The sequence below is a fragment of the Streptomyces sp. NPDC057877 genome, assembly GCF_042796855.1.
Lineage (GTDB): Bacteria > Actinomycetota > Actinomycetes > Streptomycetales > Streptomycetaceae > Streptomyces.
In genome coordinates this window covers 501,105-523,786 of record NZ_JBHVMS010000005.1, presented here as the reverse complement: position 1 = coordinate 523,786, position 22,682 = coordinate 501,105, and the positions used below count along the sequence as shown (strand labels likewise).

Annotated in this window: 20 protein-coding genes and 2 pseudogenes; 13 read left to right on the top strand and 9 right to left on the bottom strand. The window is 70.7% G+C overall.

The genetic code is table 11. The features are described 5' to 3' along the window. Window positions 1–43 precede the first annotated feature (43 nt). Window positions 44–1,270: an MFS transporter gene (locus tag ACFVQG_RS17410; protein WP_383383106.1), complete on the top strand. Its 1,227-nt coding sequence runs from the start codon at window positions 44–46 to the stop codon at window positions 1,268–1,270. Here the strand turns inward: ACFVQG_RS17410 and ACFVQG_RS17405 are convergent. Then, window positions 1,261–1,656 (bottom strand): winged helix-turn-helix transcriptional regulator, encoded by a 396-nt coding sequence (locus ACFVQG_RS17405; RefSeq protein ID WP_383383103.1) that lies wholly within the window; start codon window positions 1,654–1,656, stop codon window positions 1,261–1,263. The genes ACFVQG_RS17410 and ACFVQG_RS17405 overlap by 10 nt on opposite strands. A gap of 124 nt (window positions 1,657–1,780) precedes the next feature. On the opposite strand from ACFVQG_RS17405, the gene ACFVQG_RS17400 reads away from it, so the two are divergent. Continuing rightward, on the top strand, window positions 1,781–2,146 hold the full coding sequence (locus ACFVQG_RS17400) for a DoxX family protein (RefSeq protein ID WP_383383101.1): 366 nt from the start codon (window positions 1,781–1,783) through the stop codon (window positions 2,144–2,146). Here the strand turns inward: ACFVQG_RS17400 and ACFVQG_RS17395 are convergent. Further along, entirely contained in the window at window positions 2,085–2,933 is an 849-nt protein-coding gene (locus tag ACFVQG_RS17395; protein ID WP_383383841.1) for a helix-turn-helix domain-containing protein, read from the bottom strand. The two genes, ACFVQG_RS17400 and ACFVQG_RS17395, sit on opposite strands and share 62 nt — an antisense overlap. Window positions 2,934–3,021: 88 nt before the next feature. On the opposite strand from ACFVQG_RS17395, the gene ACFVQG_RS17390 reads away from it, so the two are divergent. The 4 genes and pseudogenes from ACFVQG_RS17390 to ACFVQG_RS17375 form a co-directional block, all read left to right on the top strand. Continuing rightward, complete coding sequence (locus tag ACFVQG_RS17390) at window positions 3,022–3,411, top strand: nuclear transport factor 2 family protein (RefSeq protein ID WP_383383098.1); 390 nt, start codon at window positions 3,022–3,024, stop codon at window positions 3,409–3,411. 489 nt (window positions 3,412–3,900) lie between these two features. Beyond that, entirely contained in the window at window positions 3,901–4,632 is a 732-nt protein-coding gene (locus ACFVQG_RS17385) for a DUF6879 family protein (RefSeq protein WP_383383095.1), read from the top strand. A 17-nt stretch (window positions 4,633–4,649) separates the two neighbouring features. After that, window positions 4,650–5,507 carry a helix-turn-helix domain-containing protein gene (locus ACFVQG_RS17380; RefSeq protein ID WP_383383092.1) on the top strand — a complete coding sequence of 286 codons (858 nt, stop codon included), beginning with the start codon at window positions 4,650–4,652 and terminating at the stop codon, window positions 5,505–5,507. A 190-nt stretch (window positions 5,508–5,697) separates the two neighbouring features. After that, window positions 5,698–5,970, top strand: a pseudogene (locus tag ACFVQG_RS17375) (RNA polymerase subunit sigma-24); the annotation flags it as partial. A gap of 134 nt (window positions 5,971–6,104) precedes the next feature. On the opposite strand, the gene ACFVQG_RS17370 reads toward ACFVQG_RS17375, so the two are convergent. Then, entirely contained in the window at window positions 6,105–7,466 is a 1,362-nt protein-coding gene (locus ACFVQG_RS17370; RefSeq protein ID WP_383383090.1) for a glutamine synthetase family protein, read from the bottom strand. A 422-nt stretch (window positions 7,467–7,888) separates the two neighbouring features. On the opposite strand from ACFVQG_RS17370, the gene ACFVQG_RS17365 reads away from it, so the two are divergent. The 4 genes and pseudogenes from ACFVQG_RS17365 to ACFVQG_RS17350 form a co-directional block, all read left to right on the top strand. Then, window positions 7,889–8,548, top strand: coding sequence for a DUF3105 domain-containing protein (locus ACFVQG_RS17365; protein ID WP_383383088.1), 660 nt, complete (start codon window positions 7,889–7,891; stop codon window positions 8,546–8,548). After that, a complete protein-coding gene (locus ACFVQG_RS17360) occupies window positions 8,545–9,174 on the top strand; it encodes a DUF305 domain-containing protein (RefSeq protein ID WP_383383085.1) in 630 nt (209 codons plus the stop codon). The genes ACFVQG_RS17365 and ACFVQG_RS17360 overlap by 4 nt, the downstream gene beginning before the upstream one ends. Before the next feature lie 68 nt (window positions 9,175–9,242). After that, window positions 9,243–10,997, top strand: a complete 1,755-nt coding sequence (locus ACFVQG_RS17355; protein ID WP_383383082.1) for an NAD+ synthase — start codon at window positions 9,243–9,245, stop codon at window positions 10,995–10,997. A gap of 39 nt (window positions 10,998–11,036) precedes the next feature. Next, a pseudogene (locus ACFVQG_RS17350) lies at window positions 11,037–11,204 on the top strand (mini-circle protein); the annotation flags it as partial. Window positions 11,205–11,228: 24 nt separating this feature from the next. Here the strand turns inward: ACFVQG_RS17350 and ACFVQG_RS17345 are convergent. After that, a complete protein-coding gene (locus ACFVQG_RS17345) occupies window positions 11,229–12,236 on the bottom strand; it encodes a porin PorA family protein (protein ID WP_383383080.1) in 1,008 nt (335 codons plus the stop codon). Window positions 12,237–12,705: 469 nt separating this feature from the next. On the opposite strand from ACFVQG_RS17345, the gene ACFVQG_RS17340 reads away from it, so the two are divergent. Then, window positions 12,706–14,253 carry a polysaccharide lyase family 1 protein gene (locus ACFVQG_RS17340; RefSeq protein ID WP_383383077.1) on the top strand — a complete coding sequence of 516 codons (1,548 nt, stop codon included), beginning with the start codon at window positions 12,706–12,708 and terminating at the stop codon, window positions 14,251–14,253. Between the two features lie 50 nt (window positions 14,254–14,303). Here the strand turns inward: ACFVQG_RS17340 and ACFVQG_RS17335 are convergent, their stop codons facing one another. Together ACFVQG_RS17335 and ACFVQG_RS17330 are read right to left on the bottom strand one after the other, a co-directional pair. Beyond that, window positions 14,304–14,750 carry a VOC family protein gene (locus tag ACFVQG_RS17335; protein WP_383383074.1) on the bottom strand — a complete coding sequence of 149 codons (447 nt, stop codon included), beginning with the start codon at window positions 14,748–14,750 and terminating at the stop codon, window positions 14,304–14,306. Window positions 14,751–14,776: 26 nt separating this feature from the next. Further along, window positions 14,777–15,283 (bottom strand): pyridoxamine 5'-phosphate oxidase family protein, encoded by a 507-nt coding sequence (locus ACFVQG_RS17330; protein WP_383383071.1) that lies wholly within the window; start codon window positions 15,281–15,283, stop codon window positions 14,777–14,779. A 155-nt stretch (window positions 15,284–15,438) separates the two neighbouring features. Between ACFVQG_RS17330 and ACFVQG_RS17325 the strand changes: the two genes are divergently transcribed. After that, the gene (locus ACFVQG_RS17325) at window positions 15,439–18,435 is read left to right on the top strand and encodes a bifunctional [glutamine synthetase] adenylyltransferase/[glutamine synthetase]-adenylyl-L-tyrosine phosphorylase (protein ID WP_383383068.1); all 2,997 of its coding nucleotides are present in this window, start codon (window positions 15,439–15,441) and stop codon (window positions 18,433–18,435) included. Here ACFVQG_RS17325 and ACFVQG_RS17320 read toward each other — a convergent pair. After that, entirely contained in the window at window positions 18,423–19,316 is an 894-nt protein-coding gene (locus ACFVQG_RS17320; RefSeq protein WP_383383065.1) for a DMT family transporter, read from the bottom strand. The genes ACFVQG_RS17325 and ACFVQG_RS17320 overlap by 13 nt on opposite strands. A 72-nt stretch (window positions 19,317–19,388) precedes the next feature. Between ACFVQG_RS17320 and ACFVQG_RS17315 the strand changes: the two genes are divergently transcribed. Further along, the gene (locus tag ACFVQG_RS17315) at window positions 19,389–20,288 is read left to right on the top strand and encodes a LysR family transcriptional regulator (protein WP_383383063.1); all 900 of its coding nucleotides are present in this window, start codon (window positions 19,389–19,391) and stop codon (window positions 20,286–20,288) included. Here the strand turns inward: ACFVQG_RS17315 and ACFVQG_RS17310 are convergent. Further along, the gene (locus ACFVQG_RS17310; protein ID WP_383383060.1) at window positions 20,234–21,220 is read right to left on the bottom strand and encodes a phosphatase PAP2 family protein; all 987 of its coding nucleotides are present in this window, start codon (window positions 21,218–21,220) and stop codon (window positions 20,234–20,236) included. The two genes, ACFVQG_RS17315 and ACFVQG_RS17310, sit on opposite strands and share 55 nt — an antisense overlap. Before the next feature lie 131 nt (window positions 21,221–21,351). Further along, window positions 21,352–22,386 (bottom strand): LacI family DNA-binding transcriptional regulator, encoded by a 1,035-nt coding sequence (locus ACFVQG_RS17305; protein WP_383383057.1) that lies wholly within the window; start codon window positions 22,384–22,386, stop codon window positions 21,352–21,354. Window positions 22,387–22,682 lie beyond the last annotated feature (296 nt).

The window sequence follows — 22,682 nt, the reverse complement described above, 5'->3', positions numbered from 1 at the left end:
ACATATGATGACTGGAACACCACCCGGAAAGGCCTCCACCTCCATGCCCCTGGCCCTGCTAGCCCTGGCCGTAGGCGCCTTCGGCATAGGCACCACAGAGTTCGTGATGATGGGCCTGCTGCCCGACGTGGCGACGGACCTGAACATCTCCCTCCCCGCGGCCGGACACCTCGTCTCCGCCTACGCGCTCGGTGTCGTCATCGGCGCCCCGCTGCTCGCGGCGGCCACCGCGCGGATGCCCCGCCGCACGGTCCTGATCGCCCTGATGATCCTCTTCGTGGTGGGCAACGCGCTGTCGGCGCTGGCCCCGGACCACCACTGGCTCCTGGCCGCCCGTCTGCTCAGCGGCCTGCCGCACGGCGCCTTCTTCGGCGTGGGCGCGGTCGTGGCCACCACCCTCGTCACCCCCGAACGCAAGGCCCGCTCGGTCTCCCTGATGTTCCTCGGCCTCACCGTCGCCAACATCGCGGGCGTCCCCGCCGCCACCCTCATGGGCCAGCAGTTCGGCTGGCGGGCGACCTTCCTCGCGGTCAGCGCGATCGGCCTGGCGGCGATAGCGTCCCTGGCGCTGCTGATCCCGGCGGAGGCCAAGGGCGCACCCCCTGCGACGGGCCTGCGCGGCGAACTGACAGCCCTGCGCTCCCTGCCGGTCTGGCTCTCCCTCGGCACGACGGTCGCGGGCTTCGGCGCGCTGTTCGCCGCGTACAGCTACATCACCCCGATGCTCACGGACGCCGCGGGCTACACGGACGCCAGCGTCACCCTGCTGCTGGCCCTGTTCGGCGTGGGCGCGACGATCGGCAACCTGCTGGGCGGGCGCCTGGCGGACCACTCGCTACGGGGCACCCTGTTCGGCGGCCTGACGTCGCTGACGCTGGTGCTGGCCCTGTTCCCGGCGCTGATGACCACCCCGTGGACCGCGGCCCTGGCGGTCACCCTCCTTGGCACCGCGGCCTTCGTCACCGGCTCCCCCCTTCAGCTCATGGTCATGGAGAAGGCCGCCTCGGCCCCCTCCCTCGCCTCCTCCGCCAACCAGGCCGCCTTCAACCTCGCCAACGCGGGCGGCGCCTGGATCGGCGGCCTCGCCCTGGCGGCGGGCCTCGGCGTGACGTCCCCGGCGGTCGCGGGCGCGGGCCTGGCGGTGCTGGGCCTGGGCGTGGCGGGAGTGGCGTACGCGGTGGACCACCGCCAGACCTCACCGCTCGGCCGTGAACGCCTGGTGGCGACGCACAAGCCGGAGCGGACGGAGGCGTCGTCGCTTCAGGGCTGACGACTCGGGGCAGCGCGGCCCTCGTCGTACCCGTCCCGACTGCGCTCGATGTCGGGATTGTGCTCGATGGCCCACTCGGCGAGCGCGACGGCGGGCTCGATCAGGGTCCGCCCCACCGGCGTCAACTCGTACTCGACCCGCGGCGGCACCTCGGCATACACCGTCCGCTCGACAAGCCCGTCCCGCTCCAGGTGCCGCAGGGTCAGCGTCAGCATCCGCTGGGAGACCCCCGGGATCCGGTGCAGCAACTCACTGAACCGCATCCGCTCCCCGTGCAGGGTCGCGACCACGAGCAGCGTCCACTTGTCCCCGATGCGGTCGAGGATGCCGCGAACGGCACGGCCGCCGTCGCCCCGGATCAGACAGGCCTTCTCGTACTTGGACATCGGGCTCCCACGGACTCTTCCTGGTGGCGGCCAGGCACACGGATGTGCCTTTTGTAGGCCCTCCGATGGTTGTCCATGATGGCCCTGCTCACAAGACGTGACTGTCGGGTTGGAGGCGGGACGCATGACCGTGGCGTACTGGATCGTGGCCGTACTGCTGGGACTCTTCTACGCCTACTCGGGCGGCAAGAAGGCGGTCCAGAGCAGGGAGCGGCTGGCCCCGATGATGGCCTGGGTGGACACGACACCGATGCCGGTGGTCCGCCTGATCGGGGTCGTGGAGATCGTAGGCGTGGCGGGCCTGGTACTCCCGCCCCTGACGGGCGTCGCCCCGTCGCTGGCCGTCGCGGCGGCGATCGGCCTGGCGGTGCTGCAAGTACTGGCGGCGGGCTTCCACCTCTCGCGGGGTGAGGCGAAGGAGACGGGTCTCAACGGGACCCTCGTAGCGGTCGCGGCGGTGGCGGCGTGGCTGGCGACGGAGGCGTGGTGACGTCCCTGCCGGAGGCCGTGCCGTTACTGCGGGTGAAGTACTCGGCGGTCTCCGCGTCCGCCGGGTAGTACGACTCGACCGCGATCTCGTCCAGTGTGATGTCCGTGGGGGTCCCGAACGTGGTGATGGTCGAGAACAGCCGCAGTTCCCGCCCGTCGAAGCGGACGACCATCGGAATCACGATGCCGGAGTCGACCGGCACGCTGGCGGAGTCCTCCACGCCGGGCGTCAGCAACTCCTCGTAGAGGTCGGTGAGTTCGCGATCGGGAGCGGTGGCGAGCTGACGCAGGATGCGGGTGCGGAACACCGTACGCACGTCATCCAGATTGACGAGCAGCGGGGCGAGACCGCGCGGGTCGAGTCCCAGCCGCACCATGTTGACGGGCGGCCGGAGCAGGTCGGGATGCACGTCGGCGAAGAAGGGCTCGACGCCGCGATTGGTCATCACGACATTCCACCGCCGGTCAATGACGATCGCCGGATACGGCTCGTGCGCCCGCAGCACCTTCTCCAGCGCGCCCCGGGCCGCCGCCAACGCGTCGTCGCCGAGCGGCCGTTCGGCGTACCGGGGCGCGAAGCCCGCCGCTAGCAGCAGCCGGTTGCGCTCACGCAGGGGCAGATCGAGCTGCGCCGCCAGCCGGAGCACCATGTCGGCGCTCGGGTTGGACTTGCCGGTCTCGATGAGACTGACATGACGGGCGGAGACATCGGCCGCGATCGCCAGATCAAACTGACTGAGCCGCCGCCGTTGCCGCCACTGCCGTAGAAGCTCCCCGACCGTGTACACGATCACCGAGGCTAGGTCCTCGTGCCGCCGGACGCCATGAAACGCGACTTCATCGACAACCGTCGCGCCCCGTGCCGACACTGCGTCCATGACGACGACCACGGACAACAAGCGCATCATCGAACAGACCCTGGCCGAGCTGATCAAGACGGGTGACACCGCCGTCCTCGAACCCCTGCTGCGCGACGACTTCGTCCACCACCGCCCGGACTCGACCACCTCCACCAAGTCGGAATGGCTCACCGCCGTCCGCGCGCTGCCGATCAGCGCCCTGCACGTCGACATCCACCACGTGTTCGCCGACGGAGACCACGTGGTGATGCACTCCCACCGCCGACTCCCCGACGCGGGCCAGGGGATCGCGGGAGTCGAGATCTGGCGGCTGGAGGGCGGACAGATCGTGGAGGGTTGGGAGATCATCGAGCCGGTGGCGGACGCGGCGGACCATGTGATGTGGTGGCGGACGACTGAGGCCTGACCGGGCGGAACCTGGGGCCGACACTCACCGAGCGTCGGCCCTTCGCTCGCTCACGGCTGCAAGCGACCCCACTTGACGCTGGCCGCGTTGAGGGCGCGGGTGCGTTCTCGTATGGCCCGGAGCGGTTCTTCGTCGGTGGCGGGGCGGACGCATGCTGGGTCGGCGTCCCATTCTCGGCCGCCGGTGAGGGGGCGGAGTTGTAGGTACGGGCCGAGATGACCCATGACGTAGCCAAGTCTGTTGCTCTGCGTGTCTAGGACGAGCGTGTTGAGCAAGTCAGCGGCCTGCGCTGCGTTCTCCGTGGCCATGAACGGGACCGTAGAGTGCAGGAGTTGCTCAGTGCACCGTGTGTTTCGGTGCATTTCTTGACCCTCTGGCGTAGTTGCGCGAAGTTTCACGTATGGGGCGCGCCAACTGGTCGTCTCAACCGTTGATCCGGGAGAGCCTGGTTCAGCCGAACCGCTCTGGACTCTGGATGGAAGGAAGAGGATGCGACGACTCCGGTTCAACGGCACCGGCTCGGGCGGCGCAAGCTGCCCCGGTGTGCATGAAGACCTCGACTCCGGCGAGATCATCGTCCACGGGCCGCCGCTCACGGCCCCCGAGGATCTCGATCAACTCCGCCACTTCGACAAGGGCGAGGTGGCCGTGGTCGTGCCGCGCAACACGCTCGTCGACTTCGGGCCTCGCGATGAGAGTCCGAGGCTCGTCAACGCCACTGACGAATTCAGTCGGCTCTTCCAGACCTTCGAGCACACCGCCTGGCGTCTGGAGACCCGCCGCCGGTACGCGAGCGACGAGGACACGGACACCTGGGCCCAGTTCACGGCGGGAGAGGCCGTGCGGTGGGACTACGACGACTCCTGGTGCCGCACCGTCCGGGCGCAGACCGAGCAGGCCAAGCGCTTCGAGCGGGTGCGACTCGTCGACACCCCGGCCACACAGGGCCAGCTCTACCTGCTCGACAACGCCGTACGGAACTGCGCTGTCGGCGAGGACATCCGCTGTCTGACGCGCGCCGAGGCCGAGCGTCTGCGCCTGCCCGCCGAGGACTTCTGGCTTTTCGACTCACGGCTGGTCGCCCGGCTCGTCTTCGACGACAACGACAACCTGACCGGCGCCGAACTCATCACCGAACCGGCGGCGGTGAACCGCTACTGCCAGGTACGCGACGCGGCCTGGCACTATGCGATTCCGTACGATCAGTTCACGCCAGCCTAGAAACGACGTGAGGTCCGGTGGGCACCGACTATCAGCAGGCCCGTGAAGCCCTGGGCATACGGCTCCGGGAACTCAGGCTCACTTCCCCTGATGGTCGGCTCACCGGAGCCGAGTTGGCCGAGCGCCTCGGCTCCGGCTGGACCAAGTCCAAGGTCAGCAAACTGGAGAACGGCAAGCAGACCGCCACGACCGAGGAGCTGACCGCCTGGGCGGAGGCAACCGGCCATCCGGAGGCGTCCGACGGTCTGACCGCCCAGTTGCGCGGCTTCGAGTCCCACATCCGCTCATGGCGACGGCAGTTGGCATCCGGACACAAGCCCGTCCAGGACGCCCTCACCGCCGAGCACGCTCGTACGCGTGTCCTGACGATCTGGGAGAACAGCCTTGTCCCGGGCATGGTCCAGACGGCCGACTACGCCCGGCACGTCTTCACCCGGCACTCCGGTCTCATGCAGTCCCCCCGCGACACAGAGGACGCGGTTCGTGCCCGGATCCGACGACAGGAAGGACTCTACGAGCCGGGCAGGAGATACAGGATCCTGCTGTGGGAAGCGGCCCTCCACGCCAGGGTGTGCCCACCCTCCGTACTCGCTGCCCAACTGGACCGCCTCGCCAGTGTCATCGGACTGGACACGGTCGAACTCGGCATCGTGCCGTTCACGGCGTCCCTGAAGATCTATGCGGGCAACGGCTTCTGGATCTACGACGAACGCCGCGTGATCGTGGAGGACTGGCACGCCGAACTATGGCTCGACGACGCCGACACCATCGCGACGTATCTCCGCGTGTGGAACACCCTGCGGGAATCCGCCCTCTACGGAGCGGACGCCCACAAGACGATCAACGCGGCGCGGCGAGCACTGGACGTGGGCTGATCCTTCGGCCCGCCTGTACCCGCTCCCGCAGCCGGTCGAGGCGCTCGCGTTGGGCCCGTGTCAGGTGCAGGTCCGCCGCGGCGAGGTTCTCTTCGAGGTGGTGGTCGTTGCGTGACACGGCCGAGAGCGGGCCGAGAGCGAGCAGGGGAGCCGACGATGGACGAGCAGACACGGAAGACAGCCGAGCCACCCGGTCGCGGTCCGCCGGATCGCGCACCGGGCGCGGGCCCACGTCGCCGCGCGCCGACCGCGCGAGGTCGTCTCTCCGGCCGAGACCCGCAGCACGCTCGAGGCGTTCCAACGGGCCATCGAAACGGGCCCGGCCCTCACGCTGCGCCTGGACGGCAGGCTCGACACCGTCCTCGCCACCCGCATGGACGACGGCCTCATCACCGGCCTCTACGCCGTCCGCAACCCCGAGAAGCTGTCCCGCGTCGACCACGAGACCACGGTGAACCGGTGAGCCACGGCCGCGTCGCCGCTCCCCACACGAGCCCGGCTCGAGCACCGCGGGATCGGCCGACGTACGGAGGGCCGACAGTCCTGGACCGTCGGCCCCCTCCACCCGACCGGCGGTGAACCCGCCCTGCCCCGCCCCTACAGCACCGGCAGGTTCTTCCGCAGCTCGAACGCCGTGACCTCCGACCGGTACTCCTCCCACTCCTGCCGCTTGTTGCGCAGGAAGAAGTCGAAGACGTGCTCGCCGAGGGTCTCGGCGACCAGGTCGCTGCGTTCCATGAGCGTGAGGGCCTCGCCGAGGTTCTGGGGGAGGGGCTCGATGCCCATCGCGCGGCGCTCGGCGTCGGAGAGGGCCCAGACGTCGTCCTCGGCGCCCGGCGGAAGCTCGTAGCCCTCCTCGATGCCCTTGAGGCCAGCGGCGAGGAGGACGGCGTAGGCGAGGTACGGGTTGGTGCCGGCGTCCAGGGAGCGGACCTCGACGCGGGCGGAGCCGGTCTTGCCGGGCTTGTACATGGGGACGCGGACCAGGGCCGAGCGGTTGTTGTGGCCCCAGCAGATGTAGGAGGGGGCCTCGCCGCCCGCGCCCGCGGTGCGCTCGGAACCGCCCCAGATGCGCTTGTACGAGTTCACCCACTGGTTGGTGACCGCCGAGATCTCCGCCGCGTGCCGCAGCAGGCCCGCGATGAAGGAGCGGCCGACCTTGGAGAGCTGGTACTCGGCGCCGGACTCGTAGAACGCGTTCCGGTCGCCCTCGAAGAGGGAGAGGTGCGTGTGCATGCCGCTGCCCGGGTGCTCCGAGAACGGCTTCGGCATGAAGGTGGCCTGCACGCCCTGCTCGAGCGCGACCTGCTTCATGACCAGGCGGAAGGTCATGATGTTGTCGGCCGTGGAGAGCGCGTCGGCGTAGCGCAGGTCGATCTCCTGCTGGCCCGGGGCGCCCTCGTGGTGGGAAAATTCGACGGAGATGCCCATCGACTCCAGCATGGTGATCGCCTGGCGGCGGAAGTCCATACCGATGTTCTGAGGGGTGTGGTCGAAATAGCCGGAATTGTCGGCGGGGGTCGGCCGCGAGCCGTCCAGCGGCTTGTCCTTCAGCAGGAAGAACTCGATCTCCGGGTGGGTGTAGAAGGTGAAGCCCAGGTCGGAGGTGCGGGCCAGGGCGCGCTTGAGGACGTAGCGCGGGTCGGCGAAGGACGGGGAGCCGTCCGGCATCAGGATGTCGCAGAACATCCGCGCCGTGCCGGGAGCCTCGGCGCGCCACGGGAGGATCTGGAAGGTGGACGGGTCCGGCTTGGCGATCATGTCGGACTCGTACACCCGGGCGAAGCCCTCGATCGCGGAGCCGTCGAAGCCGATGCCTTCATCGAAGGCCTGCTCCAGCTCGGCCGGGGCCACGGCGACCGACTTGAGGAAGCCCAGCACGTCCGTGAACCACAGGCGTACGAACCGGATGTCGCGCTCCTCCAACGTCCGGAGCACGAACTCCTGCTGCTTGTCCATCTTCCGCTTCCCCATCCTTGCTGGTCAGGCCGCCTGTCTCCGGTCCCTCGGGAGGCGGTCGGGCTCCTGAGCATCCCACCACAACACCATTTCATGCGCGTTGCGGACCTTGATCGCCCGGCCGACCCCGGTCTGAACGCCTCAGATACGGCAGGTGTACGGCTCCCCGGGCTCTCCAGCCCATCTTGCCTGGCCGCACCGACATCCGTAATGGCAGGGCGGTGCGGGAGTCCCCGGCGGTCGGCCGCCGCCCCACCCGGCCCCGCCGCCCCCACGCGTCCCCCGCGGTCCACCACCGCCCCACCGGACCACGCATTCCCGCAGCTATCGGGCCATTCCTGTGACCACCCTACGAGACCACAGTGGTCCCCCATTACGATCAGCGAACCGACCGTCCTCCCCTCCCCAGAAGGGCCAGCCCCATGGGTTCCGCCAAGAACAAGAGCAGCGCCGCGCGCAAGGCGCGAATAGAGGAGATGCGGCGCGCCGAACGTGCCCGCGAGCGCCGTGGCCGCATCCTCACGATCACGGCCTCCGCGGTGGTCGTGGCCGCCCTCGTCGTCGGCGGTGTCATCCTCGTCCAGTCGTCCGACGACTCGGACTCCGCGACCGACTCCAAGACCGCGGGCAAGCTGGTCGCCGGGTCGGACGGGGTGAGCACCTGGAAGGGCACGCTGTCCCAGAACCACGTCACCAAGTCCGTGAAGTACCCGGTGACGCCCCCGGTCGGTGGCGACCACCACGCGGCCTGGATGAACTGCAACGGCGACGTCTACACCAAGGCCCTCAACAACGAGAACGCCGTCCACTCGCTGGAGCACGGCGCGGTCTGGGTGACGTACAACAGCAAGGCCCCGAAGGCCGACGTCGACGCGCTGGCGGAGAAGGTCAAGCAGACGCCGTACACGCTGATGAGCCCGGTCGAGGACCAGAAGGACCCGGTCCTGCTCACCGCCTGGGGCCACCAGCGCACGGTGACCGGCGCTGACGACCCGAACGTGGGCAAGTTCTTCGAGAAGTACGTCCAGGGTGAGCAGACGCCCGAGAAGGGCGCCGCCTGCACGGGTGGGCTGTCCGAGTGACCCGGGCGAAGGCCGGTCTGATCGCGGGCGCCGCGGCGACGGTGCTCGTCGCGGCCGGGGCGATCACGTACGCGGTCGCGGGGGACGGCGGCTCCGGTGTGGAGCCGCCCGCCGCCGACTCCGCGGACGCCGGTTTCGCCCGCGACATGGCCGTCCACCACCAGCAGGCGGTGGAGATGTCGTACATCGTGCGCGACCGCACCGACGACGAGGACGTGCGGCGCCTGGCGTACGACATCGCGCAGACGCAGGCCAGCCAGCGGGGCATGCTGCTGGGCTGGCTGGACCTGTGGGAGCTGCCGAAGGTGTCCGCGGACCCGCCGATGACCTGGATGGGCATGGGCTCCATGCCGCCGGGCGAGGACGGGGCGTTGATGCCGGGCATGGCGACCAACACCGAGCTGAAGAAGCTCGGCACGCTCAACGGGCGGCGGGCCGAGGTCTTCTTCCTCCAGCTGATGACCGACCACCACAAGGGCGGCGTCCACATGGCGGAGGGCTGTGTGGACAAGTGCACGGTCGGTGTGGAGATGCAGCTCGCGCAGAACATGATCGAGGGCCAGCGCTCGGAGATGGCGCTGATGGCGGACATGCTGGAGGAGCGGGGCGCGAAGCCGCGGTCGTGAGGAGCCTTGACGGGTGGCCCGCGCCACACGCCACCCCATCGCGTCGCTCTGACGATTACACTGGGCGCGTGCCTCAACTTCGCCTCGCTCTGAACCAGATCGACGCACGCGTCGGTGACCTCGCCGGAAACACGGAGACGATCCTCCGCTGGACCCGGCACTCCGCCGAGCGGGGAGCGCACCTCGTCGCCTTCCCGGAGATGGCGCTCACCGGCTACCCCGTCGAGGACCTCGCCCTGCGCTCGTCCTTCGTGGAGGCGTCCCGCGCGGCCCTGCGCTCCCTCGCCGCGCGCCTCGCCGACGAGGGCTTCGGCGAGCTGCCGGTGATCGTCGGCTACCTCGACCGCTGCGAGACCGCCCAGCCCAAGTACGGCCAGCCCGCGGGCGCCCCGCAGAACGCCGCGGCCGTACTCCACCGCGGTGAGATCGCCCTCACCTTCGCCAAGCACCACCTGCCGAACTACGGTGTCTTCGACGAGTTCCGCTACTTCGTGCCCGGCGACAGCATGCCCGTACTGCGGCTGCACGGTGTCGACATCGCCCTCGCGATCTGCGAGGACCTGTGGCAGGACGGCGGCCGGGTCCCCGCGGCCCGCTCGGCGAAGGCAGGCCTCCTGCTCTCCATCAACGCCTCCCCGTACGAGCGCGACAAGGACGACACCCGCCTGGAGCTGGTCCGCAAGCGTGCCCAGGAGGCGGGCTGCACCACCGCCTACCTTGCCATGATCGGCGGCCAGGACGAACTGGTCTTCGACGGCGACTCGATCGTCGTCGCCCCGGACGGGGAGGTGGTCGCGCGGGCCCCGCAGTTCGCGGAGGAGTGCGTGGTCCTGGACCTCGACCTGCCCGCCGCGCTCCCGGACGCCCCGACCGGCGTGGTCGACGACGGCCTGCGCATCGACCGCGTGGTGCTGTCCGAGGAGCCGCTCCCGCCGTACTCCGCGGAGCTGCCCGGCGGCTACGCCGACCGCCTCGACGACGACGAGGAGGTGTACTCGGCCCTGGTGACGGGCCTGCGCGCATACGTCCGCAAGAACAGCTTCCGCTCCGTCCTGATCGGTCTGTCCGGCGGCATCGACTCGGCCCTGGTGGCGGCGATCGCCTGCGACGCGGTGGGCGCGGAGAACGTCTACGGCGTCTCGATGCCGTCGAAGTACTCCTCGGAGCACTCGCGTGACGACGCGGCGGAACTGGCCCGCCGCACCGGCCTGAACTTCCGCACCGTCCCCATCGAGCCGATGTTCGACGCGTACATGGGCTCCCTGGACCTGACCGGCCTCGCCGAGGAAAACCTCCAGTCCCGCCTGCGCGGCACCCTCCTGATGGCCATCTCCAACCAGGAGGGCCACATCGTCCTCGCCCCCGGCAACAAGTCCGAACTCGCGGTCGGCTACTCCACCCTCTACGGCGACTCGGTCGGCGCCTACGGCCCCATCAAGGACGTCTACAAGACCTCGATCTTCCGCCTCGCCAAGTGGCGCAACCGCGCGGCGGCGGAGCGCGGCGAGACCCCGCCCATCCCGGAGAACTCCATCTCCAAGCCCCCGAGCGCGGAACTCCGCCCCGGCCAGGTCGACACGGACTCCCTCCCGGACTACCCGGTCCTCGACGCCATCCTGGAGCGCTACGTCGACCGCGACGAGGGCGCCGACGCCATCACCGCGGCTGGCTTCGACCGCGACCTCGTGACGAGGACACTCCGTCTGGTCGACACCGCCGAGTACAAGCGGCGGCAGTATCCGCCGGGGACGAAGATCTCGCCCAAGGGGTTCGGGAAGGACCGGCGGTTGCCCATCACCAATGGGTGGCGGGAGACGGCATAGGGCTTCGCTGACCCGTCCGCCAGCCCCGGGAAGCGGCCTCGCGCCGACACCCCACCACCCCGGACCCGCGACAGCGAGACCGATGTTCTGCGCGGCTTCCTCGACTACCTGCGCGACTCGATCGCCAAGAAGGTCGAGGACGCCCCCGAACCCGCGGTCCGTACGGCGGGCGTGCCCTCCGGGACCAACCTCCTCGGTCTGCTCCACCGGGCGCCGACAGGGAGAGGCAGATCAGACCCTCGACGTGGGGTGGCGGCGGGCTCGCCAGACGGTGAACGCGGTCAGGAGCAGGGCCAGGATCAGCAACCCCAGCGGGCCGCCCGTGCCCAGCAGCCACAGCAGGCGTCCGGCGGAGGCGGCGTCGTCGGCCTGGGCCGCCACCGACTTCTCCGTGCCCGTGACGTCGACGTCCGTCACCGGGAAGAGCGTCAGCGGGCCGTCGGGGCCTTCCGTCTGGGCCAGCACCCTCTGGTGCAGGCTGCCGTTCAGGGACAGGCCGGTGTCCGCGTCCACCCAGCCGCGCCGCTCGGTCGTGGAGACGTAGGTGAGGGGGACGTTCTTCGGCAGCGACGCCAGGGCCGCCTCGTCCGGGCGTTCGGCGGGTCCGGGCCGCCCCGCGACCAGGGCCGCCACCACCTGCCGGGGGAGTGCGGCGGGGAGGGCGCCCGCGGTGGCCGGGTCGGTGAGCGGGCCGGTGGCCTGGATGTCGTAGACGTGGGCCTCGCGGCCGGACACCGTCTCCGTGCCGTCGTAGCGGGCGGGGACCGCCTGCTGGGTGCCGGTGTCCCAGAAGCGGTAGTCACGGCGCTCGGGGGACAGGGGCCAGGCGATGACCAAGCCCTCGTGCCGCTCGGCCGTGGAGCCCTCGGGTGCCTCGCGCTCCGTGAGGTCGCGGCGGTCCACCGCCCATGTGTGCTCGGAGGTGTTCAACTCGGTGCCGTCGCGGCCCCGCAGTACCGCGTCGTCGGCGATCACGGCCGTGCGGCCGTCGGTGTCGCGTACCTCGATGCGGCGGTCCAGGGTCACCGGCAGATCCGCCAGGAACGCCTTGGTCAGGTCGCCGGACTCCAGGGCCGCCGGGTTCAGCAGGGTGGCCGTGCCCTCGTAGCGGAACGTGCTCCTGGTGTCGGCCGGTACCTGGTGCAGGGCCGGATAGACCGTGAACCGGGTGACGGCCGAGGCGGCCACCAGGACCACCGCCGATCCGGTCAGTATCCAGGTGGTGGTGCTCTTGCGCATGGCCTCTCCTCGGTCCCGTGCCATGGATCTACGGCTGAATGCGTTCCTTAGCGAGCGCTAGGTAACGTAGGGGTGTGAGGTCGGGGCGTCAACCGTCGCGGTGGTGTAGAAGACCGCCGTGTGCGGGGAGTTGAGCGGGTTGTCCGCCTGGTGCGTCGAAGGCAGACGCTGGCTTAGCGGTCGATAAGCGGGTCATCGAGTGTCGGTCATCCACTCCCGGCGCCGCGCGAAGTCTTGTCACCGGTCGGCCCTACCCATACCCTCGCGCAGCAGAAGTTCAGAAAGCGCTTTCCCGATCCATGGGGCAGTTCCGGTGGAGGCGAACGTCGTGGCACCCGCAAGGCCTTGCCGACGATCAGCTGACATGCCCATGACATAAGCGCGCCCAACACATGCAACGCGGCACAGAGCCGTCAGCAAGTCACCCGGCAAGTCCGTCAGTTGAAGACGAAAGGCGAGGCGAGCAAGCATGAAGCGACCAGTCGCACTGCGGCTCTACGCGGTACTGGCCACCGGAGCCGTCGCAGCCGCGACCGGTGTGGCCCTGTCGATGCCCACGGCGTCGGCGGCCACCACCGGCGCCACCGGGTACGCCACCCAGAACGGCGGCACCACCGGCGGCGCGGGCGGCCAGACCGTACGGGCCACCACCGGCACCGCGATCCACACGGCCCTGTGCAACCGGGCCAGCAGCAGCACCCCGATCACGATCCAGGTCGAGGGCACGATCAACCACGGCAACACCAGCAAGGTGTCGGGCAGCAGTTGCAACACCGCAGACGGTGTCATCGAGCTGAAGCAGATCAGCAACGTCACCATCGTCGGCGTCGGGGGCGGGGCCGTCTTCGACCAGCTCGGCATCCACATCCGTGAGGCCAGCAACATCATCATCCAGAACGTCACCGTCAAGAACGTCAAGAAGTCGGGGTCCCCGACCTCCAACGGCGGCGACGCCATCGGTATGGAGAGCGGCGTCCGCAACGTCTGGGTCGACCACGTCACACTGGAGGCGTCGGGCGGTGAGTCGGAGGGCTACGACGGTCTCTTCGACATGAAGGACAACACCCAGTACGTGACACTGTCGTACAGCATCCTGCGCAACTCCGGGCGCGGCGGGCTCATCGGGTCCAGCGAGAGCGACACGTCGAACGGCTACGTCACGTTCCACCACAACCTGTACCAGAACATCGACTCCCGTACGCCCCTGCTGCGCGGCGGCATCTCCCACATCTACAACAACCACTACGTCCAGCTGAACGAGTCCGGCATCAACTCCCGCGCCGGTGCCCGCGCCAAGGTGGACAACAACTACTTCAAGGACTCGAAGGACGTCCTCGGCACCTTCTACACCGACGCCGCCGGGTACTGGCAGGTCAGCGGCAACATCTTCGACAACGTGACCTGGTCGAGCCGCAGCGGCGACAACAACCCCGCCGGGCCGAACCCCACGTCCAACACCAGCGTCAGCATCCCGTACTCCTACTCGCTGGACGCGGCGAGCTGTGTGCCGAGCGTGGTGAGCCAGACCGCCGGTGCCAACAAGGGGCTGCGCGTCTCGGACGGCAACTGCACCCCGCAGACGCCGACCCCGACGCCGACCGACCCGACGCCGACCCCGACCGACCCGACCCCCACCCCCACCAACCCGCCCACCGGCACCAACCTCAGCCTCGGCGCCGGCGCCGACGGCTCCAGCAAGGCCGACGGGACCAGCTACGGCAATGTGCGCGACGGCAACATGAGCACCTACTGGTCGCCGAGCGGATCGACCGGCTCCGTCTCGATCAAGTGGGGCTCCCCGACCAAGGTCTCCTCGATCAACATCCGTGAGGCCGCCGGTGCCACGGGCGCCATCGGCTCCTGGAGGGTCGTCAACCACGACACCGGGGCCGTGCTGAAGACCGGCAGCGGGGCGGGCGTCATCGCCCTCACCCCGACCACCCTGAGCAAGATCACCTTCGAGATCACCGGCTCCAACGGCACGCCCCGGATCGCCGAGTTCGAGACGTACGCCTGAGGTTCCGTGAGTTCCGCCGGGGGCCGTCCGTCACGCCGGGCGGCCCCCGGCTACCCCTGTTCCGCCGCCAACTGCGCCAGCAACTGGTGCAGCGGCTCCGTCGCCCGCCGCCGGTACTCCTGCACCGACCACCCGTTGCCGTCCGGGTCCGTGAAGTACATGAACGTCGCGCCGTCCTGCGGGCTGTACTGGACCGGCTCGGAGATCTCCAGGCCCCGTGCGGTCAGTTCCTCGTGGGCCGCCTTGATGTCGGCGACGCAGAGCTGCAGGGCCTGGTAGGTGCCGGGGGCCGGGCGGGAGCCCTGGGTCAGCTCCCAGATGGAGTTGCCGAGGGCGATCGAGCAGCCGGAGCCGGGGGGCGTGAGCTGGACGACGCGGAAGCCGGGCATGACCTCCTCGTCGATGTCGACGTGGAAGCCGACCTTGTCGCGGTAGAAGTCCCGGGCGCGGTCGATGTCGCTCACCGGCAGGGGGATCACTTCCAGGGTCATGTCCATGGCCTGGCTCCTCGCATCGGGCGGCGTCACTCGAAGCGCCACCTCGTCTGGCTGAACGGCTCCCCCTTACCGAAGCCGAAAACGGTCTCCGGCGCCACCGAGAAGACGACGGCGTCCCCCGGGCCGTGGTGGAAGTGGCCGTCGCGGACCTCGAAGTGCCAGAAGCTGCCGTACTTCGCCTCCCACGCCGCCGCCAGCTCCCGCAGTGTGCCGTCGTCGGCGACGCGCTCCGCCACGCCCTCCACCACCAGGTCGTAGCCCTTGTTCCAGATGTTCGTGCCGGTCGTCAGCGCGACATGCGGGTTCTCGGCGAGATTGCGGGCCTTGCGTTCGCCCGGCCCCGTGCAGAAGTGCAGGGCGCCGTCCGCCCAGACCGCGGGGAGCGGGGTGACATGGGGCCGCCCGTCCGGACGTACCGTCGAGATCCAGAACAGCTCCGCCGCCGCGAGCAGCGCCTCGGTCTCGGCCCAGTCGGGCGCCACCGCGCCCGCACTGCTGTATCGGGGGTCCAGCTCGGCTCGGGGGGTGCGCATGACAGCTCCGTCCTTGTCGCTTCCGAAGGGTGCCGGTGTCCGTGGAGTACCGACCCGTTCCACCCCTCGAACTCATCGGTGCCCCGCGAAGACGGTCCGGTTACGCTCAAGCACATCGAGACCTTGATCCCACGACGGTCGACAGGAGGCCGGTCATGACGGCGCCGGGGCGCAGGAGCAGTACCTTCACTCGGCTGCTGCGGCACGGCTTCACCGACCCGTCGGCCGCCGAGCGCCTGCTCGACAGCGTCGAGCTGGCCGCCGTACGCGACGACCCGGTGCTGCTGGAGGCGCTCGGCGCGACCGCCGACCCCGACCTGGCGCTGCACGGGCTGGTACGGCTCCTGGAGGCGCAGCCCTCGCCCACCGCCCGGCGCGAACTGCTCGACACGCTGATAGCGGCCAAGCCGCTGCGTGACCGGCTGCTCGGGGTGCTCGGCGCCTCCGCCGCCCTGGCCGACCACCTCGCCCGGCACGCCGGGGACTGGCAGGCCCTCGTCATGTACGAGCCGCGGGACCTGCATCCGGGGGTCGAGGAGTTCGAGCGGGGGCTCCACGGCGCCACCGACCCGGTGTCGCTGCGTGTCGCCTACCGGCGCTGTCTGCTGTCCATCGCCGCCCGGGACGTGTGCGGGACCACCGATGTGGCCCAGGCCGCGGCCGAGCTGGCCGACCTCGCCACCGCCACCCTGCGCGCCGCGCTCGCCATCGCCCGCGCCGCCGCGCCCGACGACGCCGCGCTGTGCAGGCTCGCGGTGATCGCGATGGGCAAGTGCGGCGGCCACGAGCTGAACTACGTCTCCGACGTCGACGTGATCTTCGTGGGGGAGGCCGTCGACGGGGCCGACGAGGGCAAGGCGCTGCGCGCCGCCACCCGGCTCGCCTCGCACATGATGCGGATCTGCTCCGAGACGACCGTCGAGGGGACGATCTGGCCCGTCGACGCCAATCTGCGGCCCGAGGGACGCAACGGCCCGCTCGTGCGCAGCCTCGCCTCCCACCTCGCCTACTACCAGCGCTGGGCCAAGACCTGGGAGTTCCAGGCACTGCTGAAGGCCCGCCCGGTCGCCGGTGACCTGGAGCTGGGGGAGGAGTACGTCACCGCCGTCGAGCCGCTGGTCTGGCAGGCCGCCGAGCGGGAGAACTTCGTGGCCGACGTGCAGAAGATGCGGCAGAGGGTGGTGGAGAACATCCCCGTCGCCGAGGTCGAGCGTGAGCTGAAGCTCGGGCCCGGCGGGCTGCGCGACGTCGAGTTCGCCGTGCAGCTCCTCCAGCTCGTGCACGGGCGCACCGACGCCTCCCTGCGCATCGGCACCACGCTGGACGCGCTGGAGGCCCTCGCCGCGGGCGGCTATGTCGGGCGCGCGGACGCCGCCCAGCTCGCGGAGGCCTACCGCTTCCTGCGCACCATGGAGCACCGCATCCAGCTGTACCGGCTGCGCCGCACCCACCTCGTCCCCGAGGCGGAGGAGGACCAGCGCCGCCTCGGACGCTCGCTGGGCCTGCGCACGGAGCCGGTCACCACGCTGAACCGCGAGTGGAAGCGGCACGCCGCCGTCGTACGGCGGCTGCACGAGAAGCTGTTCTACCGGCCACTGCTCGACGCCGTCGCCCAGCTCGCCCCGGGCGAGGCCCGGTTGAGCGCGGAGGCGGCGCGGGAGCGGCTGGTCGCGCTCGGGTACGCCGATCCGGCGGCGGCGCTCAGGCACCTGGAGGCGCTGGCCTCCGGCGTCACCCGCAAGGCGGCGATCCAGCGGACCCTGCTGCCGGTGCTGCTGGGCTGGTTCGCGGACTCCGCCGAGCCGGACGCGGGACTGCTCAACTTCCGCAAGGTGTCGGACGCGCTCGGCAAGACCCCGTGGTACCTGCGGCTGCTGCGGGACGAGGGCGCGGCGGCACAGAACCTGGCCCGGGTGCTGTCCGCCGGGCGGCTCGCCCCCGATCTGCTGATGCGCGCGCCGGAGGCGGTGGCGCTGCTCGGGGACGGCGACGGCGGCGGGCTCGCGCCCCGCGAGCGGAGCCATCTGGAGCAGGAGATCCTCGCCGCGGTCGGCCGCGCCCCGGGCGCCGAACAGGCGGTCACGGCCGCGCGCGGGGTACGCCGCCGGGAGCTGTTCCGTACGGCCGCCGCCGACATCGTCGGCTCCTACGGCACCGAGGCCCAGCCCGCCGAGGCCGACCAGGGCGCCCTGGTGGACCTGGTCGGCGGTGCGGTCTCCGACCTGACGGCCGCCACCCTGGCGGGCACCCTGCGCGCGGTCGTCCGGGAGGGCTGGGGCGACACCCTGCCGACCCGGTTCGCGGTCATCGCCATGGGCCGGTTCGGCGGCCATGAACTGGGATACGGCTCCGACGCCGACGTCCTGTTCGTGCACGAGCCGTGGGAGGGCGCGGACGAGGGCGAGGCAGCCAAGGCCGCCAACCGGGTCGTCGCCGAGATGCGCCGCCTGCTCCAACTCCCCAGCGCCGACCCGCCGCTGCTCATCGACGCCGACCTGCGGCCGGAGGGCAAGTCCGGGCCGATGGTGCGGACCCTGAAGTCCTACGAGGCCTACTACCGCCGCTGGTCCCTGGTCTGGGAGGCGCAGGCGCTGCTGCGGGCCGAACCGGTCGCCGGGGACGAGGAGCTGGGGCGCCGGTTCGTGGCACTGGTCGACCCGCTGCGGTACCCGGCGGGCGGGCTCGACGAGGAGGCCGTACGGGAGATCCGGCGGCTGAAGGCGCGGATGGAGACCGAGCGGCTGCCCCGCGGCGTCGACCCCAAGCTGCACGCCAAGCTGGGGCCGGGCGGGCTGTCGGACGTGGAGTGGACCGTGCAGCTGCTCCAGATGCGGCACGGCGCCGAGGTGCCGGGGCTGCGCACCACCCGCACCCGCGAGGCGCTCGCCGCCGCCCTCGCCGCCGGGCTGCTGTCCGCCGAGGACGCCGGGATCCTCGACGAGGCCTGGGTGCTGGCCACCCGGGTGCGCAACGCGGTGATGCTGGTGCGCGGGCGGGCCGCGGACACCTTCCCGACGGACGTACGGGAACTGGCGGCCGTGGGGCGGTACCTGGGGTACGGGCCCGGGCGGGCGGGCGACATGCTGGACGGGTACCGGCGTACGGCGCGGCGGGCGCGGGGCGTGGTGGAGGAGCTGTTCTACGGGGCGTGAGCCGCCCTCGTCGCGCGGTGACCGGGCCGCCGTCCCGCCAGCGCGACGCCCACCAGCAGCACCGCCATCCCCGTCACCACCCGTGCTCCGACCTGCTCGCCCAGCAGCAGCGCGCCCAGGGACACCGAGACGACCGGCAGGAGGTAGCCGACCGTCGCCGCCGTGGTCGGGCCCTCCTCGGCGATCAGGCGGTAGTTGAGGTGGAAGGTGACGCCCGTGCCGAGGATGCCGAGTGCCGTGACCGCAAGGAGCGCCGTCGGGTCGGGGTGGAGCGGACCGGCCGCGGGCAGGGCGAGCGTGGTCCACGCGGTGGCCGCGAGGAGCTGCGCCGCCGACAGGCCCAGGGGAGCGGCCCGGTCGGTGAGGTGGCGGGCCATGTACGCGAAGGCCACGGCGTAGCTCGCGGCGGCACCGAGCAGGGCGAGGGCGCCCCAGCCGAGCAGGCCCGAGCGGTGCCAGGGGGCGAAGACCAGCAGCGTGCCGGTGAAACCCAGCAGCAGACCGGTCAGCCGGAGCGGGCGCAGCGGGCGGTCGGTGCCGAGTACGACACCGATCAGCAGTGACCAGAGCGGGGTGGTCGCGTTGAGGACGCCCGCGACACCGGAGTCCACGGTCTGCTCGCCGACGCTGAATAAGGCGAAGGGAACGGCGTTGCAGAGCAGGGCGGCCACCGCCAGCCGCCCCCACACCCGGCGTCCGCGCGGCAGGCGGTGACCGGCCCGGCGGGCCAGGAGCAGCAGGGTCGCGGTGCCCAGGGCGCAGCGGGCGATGGTGATCTGGGCGGGGCTGAGGCCGTGGTCGAGGGCGAGCTTGATCCACAGGAAGCCGGAGCCCCACAGGAGGGCGAGGACGGCCATGCGCAGGGCGGAGGCGGGGGACATGGCTCCACGGTCGCGGCACCCCCGTATTGAGGACAAGTGAAATGTTCTGCATGGACCTTTAAGCTGGGCTGCATGTTGGATGTGCGTCGGATGCAGGTGCTGCGGGCCGTGGTGAGCAGTGGTTCCGTGACGGGGGCGGCGGGGCTGCTCGGCTATACGCCGTCCGCCGTCAGCCAGCAGATCGCGGCGCTGGAGAAGGAGGCCGGGACCGAGCTGCTGGAGCGGGTCGGACGCGGGGTGCGGCCGACGGCGGCGGGGCTGCTGCTGACGGAGTACGCCGACGCCATCGGGCGGCAGCTGGCCCAGGCGGAGGCCGGGCTCGCCGATCTGCTGGCGGGGCGGACCGGGCGGCTGGCGGTGCGGTACTTCGCGACGGCCGGTGCGGCCCTGGTGGCCCCGGCGGTGGCGCGGCTCCGGGCCGCGCGTCCGGGGGTGCGGATCGACCTGAAGCTGGCCGACCCCGACCCGCTGCCGGACGTGCGGGAGGGCCGGGCGGACCTGGCGCTGGTGGTCGTGCCGGGCGTGGGCGGTACGGGGTCCGGGTACGAGGGCGTACGGCTGCTGCCGTTGCTGGACGACCCCTATCTGGCCGTACTGCCCAAGGGGCACCGGCTCGCCGCGCGCCGCAGCGTGCCGCTGACCGAACTCGCCGCGGAGCCGTGGGTGGGCAGTGAGTGGCCCGGGCCCTGTCTGGACGCCCAGTTGTCGGCGTGCGAGACGGCCGGGTTCCGGCCCCGGTTCGTGGTGGAGAGCGAGGACTACGTCACCGCGCAGGGGTTCGTCGCGGCGGGACTGGGCGTCGCGCTGATCCCGCGGCTCGGCCTCGGCAGTCGGCATCCGGAGGTGGTCGTACGCCCGGTGAGGGAGCCGGAGCCGTCGCGCTCCATCCACGCGGCCGTACGGCGGACCGCGCCCGTTCAGCCCGCGCTGGGGGCCTTCGTGGAGGCGTTGCGGGCGGCGGCGGCCTCCTGAAGCGGACGGTCGTGGACGCCCCGGGACGCGGCGGGCAGCAGACGGCGTACGTCGAAGGCGGGGCGGCGGCGGGCGTCCGGGATCCGGCGGGGGAGGCTGTGCGGGAAGGCTCCGTACCAGAGGCGGGCGACGGTGTAGCCGAAGGCGAGGCAGACCGTGCCGCCGACCGCGTCCAGCCAGAAGTGGTTGGCCGTGGCGACGATGACCACCAGCGTGGCCGCCGGGTAGAGCAGGCCCAGGACGCGCACCCAGGGCACCTTGGCGAGGGCGAAGATCGTCACACCGCACCACAGGGACCAGCCGATGTGCATCGACGGCATCGCGGCGTACTGGTTCGACATGTTCTTCAGGTCGCCGGAGGCCATCGAGCCCCAGGTCTGGTGCACCAGCACGGTGTCGACGAAGTCGCCGCTGGTCATCAGCCGTGGGGGAGCCAGCGGGTACAGGTAGTAACCGACCAGGGCGACGAGGGTCGTCGCGAAGAGCACCAGGCGGGTTGCCGCGTAGCGGCCGGGGTGGGCGCGGTAGAGCCAGACCAGGACGCCCAGGGTGATCACGAAGTGCAGCGTCGCGTAGTAGTAGTTCATGCCGATGATCAGCCAAGTCACCGAGTTCACGGCATGGTTGACGGACTGCTCGAAGGCGAGGCCGAGTTGTTCCTCGGCCCGCCAGATCCAGTCGGCGTTGCGCAGGGCCTCGGCGCGCTGCTCCGGTACGGCGTTGCGGACGAGTGAGTACGTCCAGTAACTCACCGCGATCAGCAGGATCTCGAACCAGAGTTGGGGGCGGCGCGGGGCGCGCAGGCGGCGCAGGAAGGTCCGCCTCGGGGTCCGCTCCGGGACGCCTTCCTCGATCTGTCCCGTTTCGTCCGTGACGGGGTGTGGAACGACCGCTTCGCGGCCTTCCCTTGTCGTCACGGTCGTGTCACCCATGGGCACAGAGTCTGCCAGAGAATGCTTCCTGCCCCGATCATCCCGCGGTCGGGTTCCGGACGCACGTTCTACACCGCCCGCAGTCGTACGACTGCTACCCGTGTACTAGACGCCACCTACGACTCTCCGACTTAAGGACGATTCCGGTCACCAGGGGCCGAAGCGGTCGATCCGCGTACCACCAGTTCCGGCATGAACACGAATTCGCTGTGCGGTGCGGGCGTCCCGCCGATCTCCTCCAGCAACGTGCGCACCGCGGCCTGCCCCATCGCCGGGACCGGCTTGCGGACGGTGGTCAGGGGCGGGTCGGTGAAGGCGATCAGGGGGGAGTCGTCGAAGCCGACCACCGAGATGTCGGTGGGGACCTCCAGGCCGCGCTGGCGGGCCGCGCGTATGGCGCCGAGGGCCATCATGTCGCTGGCGCACACCACGGCGGTGCAGTTGCGGTCCATCAGGGCGGTGGCCGCCGCCTGGCCGCCCTCCAGGGTGTAGAGGGAGTGCTGGACCAGCTCCGACTCGATGGTGGCGGCGTCCAGGCCGAGCTGGTCCTGCACGGTGCGCACGAAGCCCTCGATCTTGCGCTGCACCGGCACGAACCGCTTCGGGCCGAGGGCCAGACCGATCCGGGTGTGGCCGAGCGAGGCGAGGTGGGTGACCGCCAGGGTCATCGCCGCGCGGTCGTCGGGGGAGATGAAGGGGGCCTGCACCTTCGGCGAGAAGCCGTCCACCAGCACGAACGGCACGCCCTGGGCGCGCAGCTGCTCATAGCGCTGCATGTCGGCGGTGGTGTCGGCGTGCAGACCGGAGACGTAGATGATCCCCGCGACCCCGCGGTCCACGAGCATCTCGGTCAGCTCGTCCTCGGTGGATCCGCCCGGGGTCTGGGTGGCGAGGACGGGGGTGTAGCCCTGCCGGGTCAGCGCCTGGCCGATGACCTGCGCGAGGGCCGGGAATATCGGGTTCTCCAGCTCCGGGGTTATCAGCCCGACCAGGCCCGCGCTGCGCTGGCGCAGCCGCACCGGACGCTCGTAGCCGAGGACGTCGAGGGCGGCCAGCACGGACTGGCGGGTGGTGGCGGCGACGCCCGGCTTCCCGTTGAGGACGCGGCTGACGGTCGCTTCGCTCACCCCCGCCTGCGCAGCGATGTCCGCAAGCCGTGTGGTCACAGGGGTGGACTGTACCGGGCGACTCTCACCTTGCACACCAACCGGACGCCGGGTGCGAGCCGTTGCACGGCCCCCTGCGGGTTGCTGCCTCATCGCGGCCCCTCGAAATCTGAATGGCAAGAGCTTGCAGAGTCTTGCACAAGTCTGCGGTATGCCGCCCCATCCCAGGAATATCCAGTCCCGAACCGGTCTCGGACTGGCCGCGAAGCGGTCTCGCGACGGTCGAGAGCGGGTCACGGACGGATAACTTGCGAGATCTCTTGCACTTTTTTTCTGCAAGGTCTTTCGCAAGCATT